Source organism: Staphylococcus sp. HMSC65H10 (assembly GCF_001839185.1).
Classification (GTDB): domain Bacteria; phylum Bacillota; class Bacilli; order Staphylococcales; family Staphylococcaceae; genus Staphylococcus; species Staphylococcus simulans.
On record NZ_KV840363.1, the window covers coordinates 1 to 13,453 of the forward strand.

The window sequence follows — 13,453 nt, forward strand, 5'->3', positions numbered from 1 at the left end:
TAACCAAAGCAGATAAATCAGAACTTGAAAAAGTAATCGAAACTGCTGAAGGATTAGACTTGAATGTAACTGATAAAGAAGACAAAGCAGTAAAAGACGCATTAGATACAGCAGTGACTGTTGAAGCAGATCAAAATGCGACTCAAGAATCTGTGGACAAAGCACAATCTGATTTAGAAAAAGCACTTGAAACTAAAGCGGCTCAAGATAAAGCAGATGCAATTGCGAAAGCCAAAGCAGACGCTTTAGCTGAACTTGAAAAAGCATTAGATAAAACTGAAACAATTGATAAATCTAAATACACTCCAGAATCTGTTGACAAATTAGATCAAGCAGTTGTAGATGGAAAAGTCATTATTGAAAAAGCAGATAATGTTTCTGTTCAAGATATTAAAGAAGCAACTAAAGCTGTTGAAACTGCATTGAATGGTCTAGAAAAAGTTAAAGCTCCTGCGAAAGAAACAGGAAAAACAACTGAATCTACACCAAATACAGCTAAATCTGATACAAAATCTGATGTGAAAGCACAAGATAAACAAACATCTAAAGCTACAAAAGGTACAAAAGCTGAAAAAGCTGGAGCAACTAAAGCTAAAGCTGAAAATGCAGGCAAAAATAAAGCGAAAGCATTACCAGAAACAGGTCAAGATGTTTCATCTATCGACCCACAATATGCTTCATTAATGTTTGCGATTGGTGGTTTAATGATGTTCTTCAGAAAACGTAAAAATGAAGACAAAGATAACACTGAAAAATAATCCGTTCTTTCAAAAGAATGATTAAGTAAGTGTGCACCTCTGCGATCGATTTGATATCGAAAGCAGGGGTGCTTTTGTGTTTTTATTGGAATTTTAAGGTAGAGATTTATCTTATTTATTTCAGTGAAATTTGCGCTATAAATCAAAAAATTCGAAAATATCATACCGTTACGGTTAGTGAGCCTCTTTAATTTATGCTATGATGTTATTGTTAGAAATAATACGAAATTAAGGGGTTATTAAGTTGAATAATCACTATAAATCAGGACAACACGTAAAAGTTAAAGTGACTGGTATTCAACCTTATGGCGCATTTGTAGAAACCCCTGACAACACGGAAGGACTCATTCATATATCAGAAATCATGAATGATTATGTCCATAATTTAAATCGGTTCTTATCTGAAGGACAAATTGTCAAAGCCAAGATACTGTCTATAGATGAAGAAGGTAAACTCAATTTGTCATTAAAAGATAATGACTACTTTAAAAATTATGAACGTAAGAAAGAGAAAAAATCTGTTTTGGATGAGATCAAAGAAAACGAAAAATACGGGTTTCAAACATTAGAAGAACGTTTACCGGTTTGGATTGCGCAGTCTAAGAGAATGATTAGAGAAAATAAACTCTAATCTCAAATGAAGGTCAATATACGACATGATAAGCATGTGGTATATTGGCCTTTTATTTATTTTGTCTTCAAAATGATTTGAGCGATTCTTTTTTAATTTATTTATCGGTGCTTTAAAATGAATGCACAAAGATAAATTAGGAGGCACGTATAAATGGATAAGAAATATGAACCATTGTTTGAATCATATACTCTGCCAAATGGAGTAGAGATTAGAAATCGTTTTGTGCTTGCACCATTGACACATGTATCATCCAATGAAGATGGTACCATCTCAGAAGATGAGCTGAAACATATGGAGTTACGTTCTAAAGATGTAGGAATCAGTGTCAGTGCTGCGAGTAATGTGACAGACATTGGTAAAGGTTTCCCAGGTCAGCCTTCAGTGGCGCATGACTCAGATATTGAAGGATTAAAACAATTAGCTGAAGTCATGAAGAAAAATGGCGCAAAAGCACTTGTACAAATTCATCATGCTGGTGCGCAATCTCTACCTAACTTAACACCAGAAGGAGATGTCGTAGCGCCAAGTCCAATTTCATTGAAGAGTTTCGGCCAACAAGAAGAACATCATGCGTGTGAAATCACACCTGATGAAATAGAAGAAACAATCAAAGCATTCGGTGAAGCGACACGCCGTGTTATTGAAGCAGGTTTTGATGGTGTAGAAATTCATGGTGCGAACCATTATTTAATTCACCAATTCGTTTCACGCCACTACAATCGTCGTCAAGATGAGTGGAGCAAGCCTTATAAATATCCGCTTGCTGTGGTAGATGAAGTGCTGAACACAGTTCGTAAATTCGCAGATAAAGACTTTATTGTCGGCTACCGCTTCTCACCAGAAGATCCAGAAGAAGACGGCATTAAAATGGAACAAACTAAAGAATTATTAGGTTACTTATCTAGCAAACCACTAGATTATCTTCATGCTTCACTGATGGACATCCACTCTAAAACTAGAGAGGGCAAATATGAAGGTAAAACGCGTATTGAGCTCATTCGTGACTGGATTGACGATAAAATCCCATTAGTAGGTATCGGTTCAATCTTTAACGCTGATGAGGCCCTAGACGCTTTAAATACAGGTGTACAATTCATTGCGCTAGGTCGAGAAATCTTGTTAGATGCTGAATTCATTGAGAAGATTAAAGAAGGACGTACAGAAGATATTATTTCTTACTTTGATCCGTCTCGTGAAGATAATCATAATTTACCGCCAAACTTATGGAAACAATTTGATAATGGTTTCTATCCATTACCAGAAAAAGGTGAACATTAATTCATTGGTAAGTGAAATGAAATCATATTATATGAAAGTTTAAGATTTATATATAAGACTGCACGTATTAATCGTGTGGTCTTTTTTAATTTTTGTGTAGAATCTTCTTTTTCCTGTCGTGACAGTCTTGCGCAATCACACTATTTTAAATTTTCGTAATTTTAAGCATTTTTCCTTTTACATCATAGGAGTTTTATGTAATTATTAGAAATGTAAGGGCTTTCTTATACCATTTTTAATATTAAACAAAGGGGGATTAAAAATGATTCCGTACAAACATGAACCATTTACAGATTTCCAAAAAGCAGAGAACAGAGAGGCTTATGAAAAAGCGCTCAAAAAAGTCGAAGAAGACTTAGGTAAAGAGTATCCGCTCATTATTAATGGTGAACGTATCTATACAGACGATAAAGTAAGATCATTCAACCCGTCGAATAGAGAAGAGACAATCGGTTATGTCTCTAAGGCGAATAAAGAATTAGCGGAAAAAGCATTAGAAGCGGCGAAAGAAGCATTTAAAACATGGCGTACTGTAGCTCCTGAAGTTAGGGCAGATATTTTATTCAGAGCTGCTGCGATTACACGTCGTCGTAAACACGAATTTTCAGCATTGCTTACAAAAGAAGGCGGTAAGCCATGGAAAGAAGCAGATGCTGATACTGCAGAAGCGATTGACTTCATGGAATACTATGGACGTCAAATGTTAGAACTGAAAGACGGTAAACCTGTCAACTCTCGTCCAGGAGAATACAACCAATTTGATTATTTACCAATCGGGGTTTCTGTCGTTATCTCTCCTTGGAACTTTGCGTATGCGATTATGGCAGGTACAACAGTAGCACCTGTAGTAACAGGTAATACGGTATTATTAAAACCATCATCAAACACACCGGTTATTTCATACAAATTTATGGAAGTATTAGAAGAAGCAGGACTTCCAAAAGGGGTAGTAAACTGGATTCCTGGCGATTCTAGTGATATCGGTGACTTCTTAGTAGAAAATAAAGATGTCGGTTTAATTTCATTCACAGGTTCTAAAAATGTCGGTACAAGCATTATGCAGAAAGCATCTAAAATCCAAGAAGGTCAAAACCACTTGAAACGTGTTATTGCAGAAATGGGCGGTAAAGACACAATTGTGGTTGATAGTGAAGCGGATTTAGATGTTGCGACTGATGCGATTGTTTACTCAGCATTCGGTTTCTCTGGACAAAAATGTTCAGCTTGTTCACGTGTTATCGCAGTAGAAGATATTTACGATGACTTATTAGAACGTGTTCAAAAAGCAACTGAAGCTTTAACAGTCGGTGATGCTTCAGACTACAATAACTTTATGGGCCCTGTTATTGATGAGAAAGCATTGAAGAAAATTAAAAGTTACTTGAAAGTCGGCGAAGATGAAGGTCGTTTAGTAACTGGCGGTAAAGTAGACGATGAAGTCGGAAACTTTGTATATCCGACAGTATTTGCGGACTTAGCTTATGACAGCCGTGTGATGCAAGAAGAAATCTTCGGACCTGTTGTTGGTTTCAGTAAAGCGAAAGACTTCGATCAAGCGATTGAATATGCGAACGCAACTGAATACGGTTTAACAGGTGCAGTTATTTCTAATAACCGCTTCAAACTCGAACAAGCACGTCGCGACTTCATGGTCGGCAACCTTTACTTCAACCGTGGTTGTACAGGTGCAGTTGTCGGTTACCAACCATTCGGCGGCTTCAAAATGTCAGGTACAGACTCTAAAGCAGGTGGCCCAGACTATCTAGTGCTTCACCTACAAGGTCGTACAGTATCTGAACACCTATAAAATATAACAATATAAACAACTTGAAAGAAGATTGAAGTAAGCAACACAAATCACATTATAGCTCTAGTCGCATTATGCGGTATCTATAATGTGATTTTTTTCAAAAATATTTTAAAGTGTGGAAACTATACAATGGAGTGACATTCTATAAGAAAAATAAAAACAAAGGGATATAGAGGAGGAATCATTTATGACAAGAACAGAAGATATTATCAAAAAAACAGAACACTATGGGGCGCGCAACTATACGCCACTTCCAATTGTCATTTCTGAGGCAGACGGTATTTGGGTAACAGATCCTGAAGGCAATAAATACATGGACATGTTAGCGGCTTATTCAGCAGTTAACCAAGGCCACCGTCATCCTAAAATTATTCAAGCACTAAAAGATCAAGCGGATAAAGTGACACTCGTTTCTCGTGCGTTCAACAGTGATAATTTAGGGGACTGGTACGAGAAAGTCAGTGAATTAACAGGCAAAGAAAAAATCTTACCAATGAATACAGGTGCAGAAGCAGTTGAAACAGCGGTTAAAGCTGCACGTCGTTGGTCTTATGAAGTTAAAGGTATTGATCCAGATAAAGCTGAGATTATCGCGTTTAACGGCAACTTCCATGGACGTACGATGGCGCCGGTATCATTGTCTTCTGAAGCGGAGTATCAACGCGGTTATGGTCCTTTACTAGAGGGATTCAAAAAAGTAGATTTCGGAGATGTCGATGCATTAAAAGCAGCTATTAACGAAAATACAGCTGCGATTTTAGTAGAGCCGATTCAGGGTGAAGCGGGTATTAATGTACCACCTGAAGGTTATATGAAAGCGATTCGTGAACTTGCGGATGAGCACAATGTCTTATTTATCGCAGATGAAATCCAATCTGGCTTAGGTCGTTCAGGTAAAATGTTTGCGACAGACTGGGACGATGTAAAACCAGATGTGTATATTTTAGGTAAAGCACTTGGCGGTGGGGTACTGCCAATTTCAGCTGTAGCAGCTGATCATGAAGTGTTAGATGTCTTCACACCAGGTTCACATGGTTCTACATTCGGTGGTAATCCATTAGCTGCAGCAGTTTCTATTGCGGCATTAGATGTGTTGGTAGATGAAAAGCTCGCAGAACGTTCAAGAGAACTCGGTGATTACTTCCAAGAAGAATTAAGAAAGATTGATCACCCAGCTATTAAAGAGGTACGTGGTCGTGGTTTATTCATCGGTTTAGAACTGAAAGAGAATGCGAGACCATATGCTGAAGCATTAAAAGAACAAGGATTATTGTGCAAAGAAACACACGAAACGGTGATTCGATTTGCGCCGCCATTGATTATTTCTAAGGAAGAAATTGATGACGCATTAGAGAGAATTAAGAAGGTTTTCAGCTGAGTTCAAAAAGTTGTAACAAAAGGAATGAAAACCCTTTAAAAAGGTAGCGCTTATGTTACAATACAAATGAAAGCGAAATCATTGTTAGGAAAAAGAGGCGAGAAGGATTATGACTGAGAACAATAATTTAGTGGCATCGACACAACAAATTATCAAAGAAGCTTTGCATAAATTAGGTTTTGATGACGGTATGTATGATTTAGTGAAAGAACCTTTAAGATTTTTAGAAGTTCGTATTCCAGTAAGAATGGATGACGGTACTGTTAAAACTTTCACTGGCTATCGTGCACAACATAATGATGCAGTCGGACCTACTAAAGGTGGCGTTCGTTTCCATCCGAACGTTAACGTAGATGAAGTAAAAGCATTATCAATGTGGATGACAATGAAGTGCGGTATTGTCGACTTACCATACGGCGGCGGTAAAGGCGGTATCATCTGTGACCCACGTGAAATGAGTATTCATGAAGTAGAACGATTATCTCGTGGTTATGTACGTGCAATTTCACAAATTGTTGGACCTTCTAAAGATATTCCAGCACCAGACGTAATGACAAACTCACAAATCATGGCTTGGATGATGGATGAGTATAGTGCATTAGATAAATTCAACTCACCTGGATTTATCACTGGTAAACCGATTGTGCTTGGCGGTTCTGAAGGACGCGACCGTTCAACAGCATTAGGGGTAGTTATTGCGATTGAACAAGCGGCTAAAATTAAAAACCTTGATTTAAATGGAGCAAGAATTGTCATTCAAGGTTTCGGTAACGCAGGCAGCTTCTTAGCGAAGTTCTTATTTGATAAAGGCGCTAAGATTGTCGGTATCTCAGATGCATACGGTGCATTATCTGATCCAGAAGGTTTAGATATCGATTACCTATTAGACCGTAGAGACAGCTTTGGTACAGTAACAAACTTATTTGAAGAAACAATTTCTAACAAAGAACTCTTTGAATTAGATTGCGACATCTTAATTCCAGCTGCAATTGAAAACCAAATTACAAAAGATAACGCACCAAACATCAAAGCGGATATCCTAGTAGAAGCAGCAAACGGACCTACAACTTTAGAAGCAACACGTATCTTACACGAACGCGGTATCTTATTAGTACCAGACGTACTTGCGAGTGCCGGCGGTGTAACTGTGTCTTACTTCGAGTGGGTTCAAAATAACCAAGGTTACTACTGGACAGAAGATGAAGTAAACGAAAAAATGCGTGATAAATTAATCACAGCATTCAATGATATTTATGAATTAGCACAAAACCGTAAAATTGACATGCGTTTAGCAGCATACATTATCGGTATTAAACGTACTGCAGAAGCAGCACGCTATCGTGGTTGGGCTTAAATTTATAGCTCATACCGAAATTAAGACCTTATCAGTGAAAACTGGTAGGGTCTTTTTTTACTTTTAGTTTTATAAATCATAACGAATAAAAAAACCATTACCTGATAGCGCTCGGGTAATGGTTTTTCGTATTATAATAAAGCTTTTGCGACTTCAATTTGATGACGTACGGATTCTTGTCCTGTTGAACCGTAACTTTTTCTACGTTTCAAACAATTTTCAGGTTTTAAATAACTATAGATCGTTTCATCAATAGTAGGTGAGAATTCTTGATATTTTTCAAGTGGCACATCGAGTAAATAACAATCGTGTTGAATACACCAATAAACAATTTGTCCTACAATCGCATGTGCTTCTCGGAATGGAATATCTTTTTCCACTAAATAATCTGCAAGTTCTGTTGCGTTTGAGAAGTCTTTGTGTACGGTTTCGTTTAAACGGTCTGTATTCACAGTCAATGTAGCGAGCATCCCTTCAAAGATACGTAATGAGCCTGTGACTGTATGCACCGCATCGAATAAACCTTCTTTATCTTCTTGCATATCTTTATTGTAAGCTAATGGTAAACCTTTTAATGTCATCAGCATGCTGACTAAATGGCCAGTAGTACGGCCAGTTTTACCACGAATCAATTCTGCCATATCTGGATTCTTTTTCTGCGGCATGATAGATGAACCTGTTGAAAATGCATCAGATAAAGTGATGAATTTTGCTTCATCTGTTGACCAGAAAATAATTTCTTCAGAGAAACGTGATAAATGAATCATGACAAGCGAAATCGCATTGAGTGTTTCGACAATATAATCACGGTCACTTACAGCGTCTAAACTATTTTCATAAAGTGATGCGAAATCTAAAAGTTCTTGTGTTTTCTGACGATCAATCGGATGTGTTGTACCGCTTAAAGCAGCAGCACCTAATGGATTGATATCGATACGTTTTAAAGCATCGTTAAAGCGGGCTTTATCACGTTCAAGCATCCAGAAATAAGTCATGACATGATGTGCAAAAGAAATTGGCTGTGCACGTTGTAAGTGCGTATAACCTGGCATAATCGTATCGACGTGTTTATCTGCAAGTGAAACAATCGTCTCTTGTAAAGAATGAATCAATTCAATGATTTCTTTGACTGCTTTCTTTGTATAGAGATGCATGTCTGTTGCGACTTGATCATTACGGCTGCGGCCAGTGTGCAACTTACCGCCGACAGGGCCGATACGTTCGATTAATTCATGTTCGATGTTTAAGTGAATATCTTCTAAAGCTTCTGTAAATTCAACTTTACCATCGTGGTAATCTTGTTGGATGTCCTGGAGTCCCTTAATAATGGTGTCGCTTTCTTCAGAAGTAAGGATGCCTTGTTGTGCAAGCATCGTCGCATGTGCAATACTTCCTTGAATATCTTCATCTATTAATAGGTGGTCAAAGTGAATAGAAGCATTAAAAGCATCTACCCACGCTTCAGGTTCTGCTTGGAAGCGACCGCCCCAGGCTTTTTTACTCATGTGAATAACCTCCATGCAACATAGAATTGACTTCAGTCGGCAAGCCGTAAATTTCAATGAATCCTACTGCTGCTTCTTGGTTGAAGGCATCTTCTTTTGTATATGTCGCAAGTTCTTTGTTGTATAGAGAATATGGAGATTTTCTGCCATTTACAACCGCATTACCTTTAAATAATTTCACACGTACTTCACCGCTGACATGTTCTTGAGTTGAATTAATAAATGCTTTTAATGAATCAGTTAAAGGTGAGAACCATAAACCATTGTAGGTTTGTTCTGCGAATTGTTTTTCAATCACAGGTTTGAAGTGTGCCACATCTTTTGTCAATGTGATAGTTTCTAAAGCTTTATGTGCTTTCAGAATGACTTCAGCGCCTGGTGTTTCGTAGACTTCACGTGATTTAATACCGACTAATCTGTTTTCAACATGGTCAATACGGCCGATACCATGTTTGCCTGCTAAGTCGTTTAAATAAAGAATTAAATCATCTAATGGATATGCTTTTCCATCGACTTCTACTGGAATTCCTTTTTCAAACTTCAAAACGATTTCATCAGGTGTATCTGGTGTATCTTCGATTTCTCGAGTTAAATCAAATGCATCTGCAGGCGGTGCTGCGTAAGGATCTTCTAAAATACCACATTCGTTGGCACGGCCCCATAAGTTTTGGTCGATAGAGTAAGGAGAGTCATGGTTGATTGGTACTGGAATGTTATTTTTGATTGCGTAATCAATTTCTTCCTCACGACTCCAACCCCATGAACGTACCGGTGCAAATACTTTCAATTTAGGGTTCAACGCTTTGATGGCTACTTCAAAACGTACTTGGTCGTTACCTTTACCAGTACAGCCATGTGCAATACCTACTGCATCTGTTTTTTCAGCAATTTCAACTAATTTTTTAGAGATTAATGGGCGAGATAATGCTGAAACAACTGGGTATGTGTTTTCATACATTAAATTACCTTTAATTGCATAAGCAACATAGTCATCGCTGAATTCTTTAGTCGCATCAATGATATAGCATTCTACTGCGCCCATATCTAATGCTTTTTGATAAACTTGATCTAAATCTTTTCCTTCGCCGACGTCTAAACAACAAGCAACTACATCGTAACCTTTATCGATCAGCCACTTTACTGCCACACTAGTATCTAATCCGCCTGAATAGGCTAATACGATTTTATCCTTCATAATCTTTACACCTCGTTAGAATAGTTTGAATTTTTTAACATGTTATTATCATAGCAGATTGAAGATGAGAAATAAACCATTATTTTACATAAATATACAAAAAGATGAAATCTCACTCATTTATACCCTATGACAGCAAGGCCTGTTCTAAATGTATGCAAAATTCATAAAAACTATAGAATGTACAACACTTTATTTCCTAGAAAAATAGTAAAAAATGACGATTTTTTCACAATTAAGACGAGTCCTTCAATTTCATAGACAGTTTTATTGATTGTATTATCAGAAATTTAGTAAAATATGAGTGAAATCAAAAAGCAGGAGGCAGTTCAAATGACACATATTGAGCTAGACTATAGTAAAGCTTTAAAATTCGTTGACGAACACGAATTAACACAACAACAAGAAATCGTAAAAACAATTCATCGTGTTATTCACGAAGGTACAGGCGCAGGCAACGACTTTTTAGGCTGGTTAGATTTACCAGTAGATTATGACAAAGAAGAATTCTCTCGTATCTTAGAAGCAGCTAAACGCATCAAAGAACATTCTGATGTATTAGTTGTGATCGGTATCGGTGGTTCTTATTTAGGTGCGCGTGCTGCGATTGAAATGTTAAGTTCAGCATTCAGAACAAGTGATGAATATCCTGAAATCGTATTTGCGGGTAACCACTTATCATCAACTTACTTACATGATTTAATTGAATACCTTGACGGTAAAGATTATTCAGTCAACGTTATTTCTAAATCAGGTACAACAACTGAACCGGCTGTTGCTTTCAGACTCTTTAAACAGTTATTAGAAGATAAATACGGTAAAGAAGAAGCAAAATCACGTATCTTTGCGACTACAGATAAAGAAAAAGGTGCTTTAAAACAATTAGCAACAAACGAAGGTTACGAAACATTCGTAGTGCCTGATGATGTAGGCGGCCGTTATTCAGTATTAACAGCAGTAGGTTTATTACCAATTGCAGCTGCAGGCATTGATATCCAAGCGATGATGGATGGTGCTGCTAAAGCGCGTGAAGAATTGAAATCAGATGACTTATCTGAAAACATCGCATACCAATATGCGACATTACGTAATATTTTATACGCTAAAGGTTATACAACTGAAATGTTGATCAACTATGAACCATCATTACAATACTTCAATGAATGGTGGAAACAATTATACGGCGAATCTGAAGGTAAAGACTTCAAAGGTATCTATCCTTCAAGTGCTAACTACACAACTGACTTGCATTCATTAGGACAATACGTACAAGAAGGCCGTCGTTTCTTATTCGAAACAGTGGTTAAAGTTGAAAATCCTAAATTCGATATTACAATCGAAGAAGATGCAGATGATTTAGATGGCTTGAACTACCTTGCTGGTAAAACAATTGATGAAGTAAATACAAAAGCGTTTGAAGGTACATTACTTGCGCACACAGACGGCGAAGTACCAAACTTAGTGGTTAAAGTGCCAAGCATTGATCCAGAAACATTCGGTTATTTAGTATACTTCTTCGAATTAGCTTGTGCGATGAGCGGTTACCAATTAGGTGTTAACCCATTCAACCAACCAGGTGTAGAAGCATATAAACAAAATATGTTCGCATTACTTGGTAAACCAGGTTACGAAGATAAAAAACAAGAATTAGAAGAACGTTTATAATTCTGAAATAAATATAAGACTCTCATATTGCTGATTAGTAATATGGGAGTTCTTTTTTTAGTTTCAAAATACACCTGTTCCCTATATAATAGTAGTAATCGAAGATGAATGAGAGACAGGTGGAGTTATGTCAGCACATCAAATTGAACAGTGGATGCGAGCAATGGGGGACTATGGGGATATACTAGGGTTTTTATTACCGTTTTTAGAATCATTTATTCCTATTTTACCAATGTTCATATTTGTGTTTGTTAATGTAGATACATTCGGATTATTTTTAGGAATTATAATCTCATGGCTGGGCACATTTTTAGGGAGTTTCGTTGTTTTTTTAATCATACGTTATTTTGCGAACACTAAATTCATGGATAAAGTCAAAGAACGAAAAGAAGTTCAAAAGTTTTTGGGGTTTGTGAATCATCAAGGTGTGACACCTATTTTCATTTTATTGTGCTTTCCATTTACCCCAAGTTCTTTAATGAATGTGGTGGCTGGCTTGTCTCAAATGAAACGTCAGACTTTCTTCATTATATTAGCTGTCTCAAATTTGATTGCGATGGCTTTAACAGGTATTTTAGGCAGAGAAATGCATAGCATTTTAGAAAGCCCGATTCGTGTCGTGTTAGTGATTGTGATTTTAGCTGGACTTTGGATAATCAGCAGAAAGTTGGAGCGTCGTTTCATAAAATAACGAAGGAGATAAATAGTGAGAAAAATTGTAAAATATTTGCTTTCCTTGATAATTGCGATTATTATTGTAATGTTGATTCAAGCTTTTATCTTAATCGGTGCAGTGGTACATTCTAATCAGATGTCACCTGCATTGCATCAGGATGATCGTATTTTGGTCAGTAAAGTACAAACCACTTTCAACCAAATACATAATAGTGATATCATCATGTATCATCATCAAGGACGTATCTACTTTGGACGAGTCATTGGGACACCTGGTGAGTCTGTCGAAATAAAAGCGGGTCAATTGTATCGAGATGACCAACAAGTACATGAAAGTTATCAGGTACAACATCCTATTCAAACCCTAGCATTACGCAATATTAAACATTCAGAAGGAGATATCTTAGCACCTAAACACTATTTAATATTGAATGATGATCGCTCTGATTTAAACGATTCGAGAAAATTCGGAACGATACATCAGCAAGATATTGTGGGGACTGTGTTTTTAAGATATTATCCATGGCGTGATTTTAAAATTTCATTTAATGAATAATTGAGGTGTTTTTACAGTGAAAAAAGAATTGAAAGAATGGATTATAGCCATAGCTATAGCATTGGTTTTAATCTTATTGATTTATAATTTTGTTGCTAAATCTTATACTGTACGCGGAGATTCTATGTTCCCGACGTTAAAAGACGGTGAAAAAGTTATCGTCAATGTGATCGGCTTTAAAATGGGCGGTCTTGATAAAGGTAACGTAATTGTCTTCCATGCAGATAAAAACAGCGACTATGTAAAACGTGTCATCGGAACACCTGGTGACAGTGTAGAATACAAACATGATGTATTGTATGTAAATGGTAAAAAAGTAAAAGAACCGTACTTAGATTATAATGAAAAACATAAAAGTTACGATGAAATCACAGGTACACTTCAAGTTAAAAACTTGCCTAACTCAGACGGCACAAATAAAATTCCAAAAGGAAAATTATTAGTCCTTGGGGATAACCGTGAAGTGAGTAAAGATAGCCGTTCATTCGGTTTAATTAAAGAAGATCAAGTTGTCGGTAAAGTCAGCTTACGTTACTGGCCTTTAACGAAATTCAAAGTGAACTTCAATCCAGCAGAAAATTAAATGTTAAGATAGATTAGACGAAAAAGAGTTGATACTTTCATTCAAAAATAAGTATCAACTCT

At 36.8% G+C, this 13,453-nt stretch carries 12 protein-coding genes; 10 read left to right on the forward strand and 2 right to left on the reverse strand.

Annotated features, from left to right (window positions below):
- The 6 genes from HMPREF3270_RS08495 to HMPREF3270_RS08520 all read left to right on the forward strand — a co-directional run.
- On the forward strand, positions 1-758 hold a 758-nt coding region (locus tag HMPREF3270_RS08495), incomplete at its 5' end, for an LPXTG cell wall anchor domain-containing protein (protein WP_141763135.1).
- Positions 759-1,002: 244 nt separating this feature from the next.
- The gene (gene ygs, locus HMPREF3270_RS08500) at positions 1,003-1,389 is read left to right on the forward strand and encodes a S1 domain-containing post-transcriptional regulator Ygs (protein ID WP_002481862.1); all 387 of its coding nucleotides are present in this window, start codon (positions 1,003-1,005) and stop codon (positions 1,387-1,389) included.
- 153 nt (positions 1,390-1,542) lie between these two features.
- Entirely contained in the window at positions 1,543-2,670 is a 1,128-nt protein-coding gene (locus tag HMPREF3270_RS08505; protein WP_070848734.1) for an NADH-dependent flavin oxidoreductase, read from the forward strand.
- 262 nt (positions 2,671-2,932) lie between these two features.
- Positions 2,933-4,477 carry an L-glutamate gamma-semialdehyde dehydrogenase gene (pruA, locus tag HMPREF3270_RS08510; RefSeq protein ID WP_002481864.1) on the forward strand — a complete coding sequence of 515 codons (1,545 nt, stop codon included), beginning with the start codon at positions 2,933-2,935 and terminating at the stop codon, positions 4,475-4,477.
- A 190-nt stretch (positions 4,478-4,667) separates the two neighbouring features.
- Positions 4,668-5,858, forward strand: coding sequence for an ornithine--oxo-acid transaminase (locus HMPREF3270_RS08515; RefSeq protein WP_023015791.1), 1,191 nt, complete (start codon positions 4,668-4,670; stop codon positions 5,856-5,858).
- A 109-nt stretch (positions 5,859-5,967) separates the two neighbouring features.
- Positions 5,968-7,212, forward strand: a complete 1,245-nt coding sequence (locus HMPREF3270_RS08520; RefSeq protein ID WP_002481866.1) for a Glu/Leu/Phe/Val family dehydrogenase — start codon at positions 5,968-5,970, stop codon at positions 7,210-7,212.
- 131 nt (positions 7,213-7,343) lie between these two features.
- On the opposite strand, the gene argH is transcribed toward HMPREF3270_RS08520, so the two are convergent.
- Positions 7,344-8,717, reverse strand: coding sequence for an argininosuccinate lyase (gene argH, locus HMPREF3270_RS08525; protein ID WP_023015792.1), 1,374 nt, complete (start codon positions 8,715-8,717; stop codon positions 7,344-7,346).
- A complete protein-coding gene (locus HMPREF3270_RS08530) occupies positions 8,710-9,912 on the reverse strand; it encodes an argininosuccinate synthase (protein ID WP_070848733.1) in 1,203 nt (400 codons plus the stop codon). Before HMPREF3270_RS08530 ends, argH begins: the two co-directional genes overlap by 8 nt.
- A 333-nt stretch (positions 9,913-10,245) precedes the next feature.
- Between HMPREF3270_RS08530 and HMPREF3270_RS08535 the strand changes: the two genes are divergently transcribed.
- From HMPREF3270_RS08535 to lepB (HMPREF3270_RS08550), 4 genes are all read left to right on the forward strand, one after another.
- The gene (locus tag HMPREF3270_RS08535; protein ID WP_002481869.1) at positions 10,246-11,577 is read left to right on the forward strand and encodes a glucose-6-phosphate isomerase; all 1,332 of its coding nucleotides are present in this window, start codon (positions 10,246-10,248) and stop codon (positions 11,575-11,577) included.
- Between the two features lie 127 nt (positions 11,578-11,704).
- Positions 11,705-12,268 (forward strand): TVP38/TMEM64 family protein, encoded by a 564-nt coding sequence (locus HMPREF3270_RS08540; protein WP_070848732.1) that lies wholly within the window; start codon positions 11,705-11,707, stop codon positions 12,266-12,268.
- A gap of 15 nt (positions 12,269-12,283) precedes the next feature.
- Complete coding sequence (gene lepB, locus HMPREF3270_RS08545; protein WP_070848731.1) at positions 12,284-12,808, forward strand: signal peptidase I; 525 nt, start codon at positions 12,284-12,286, stop codon at positions 12,806-12,808.
- Between the two features lie 16 nt (positions 12,809-12,824).
- Positions 12,825-13,391: a signal peptidase I gene (lepB, locus tag HMPREF3270_RS08550; protein WP_002481872.1), complete on the forward strand. Its 567-nt coding sequence runs from the start codon at positions 12,825-12,827 to the stop codon at positions 13,389-13,391.
- Positions 13,392-13,453 lie beyond the last annotated feature (62 nt).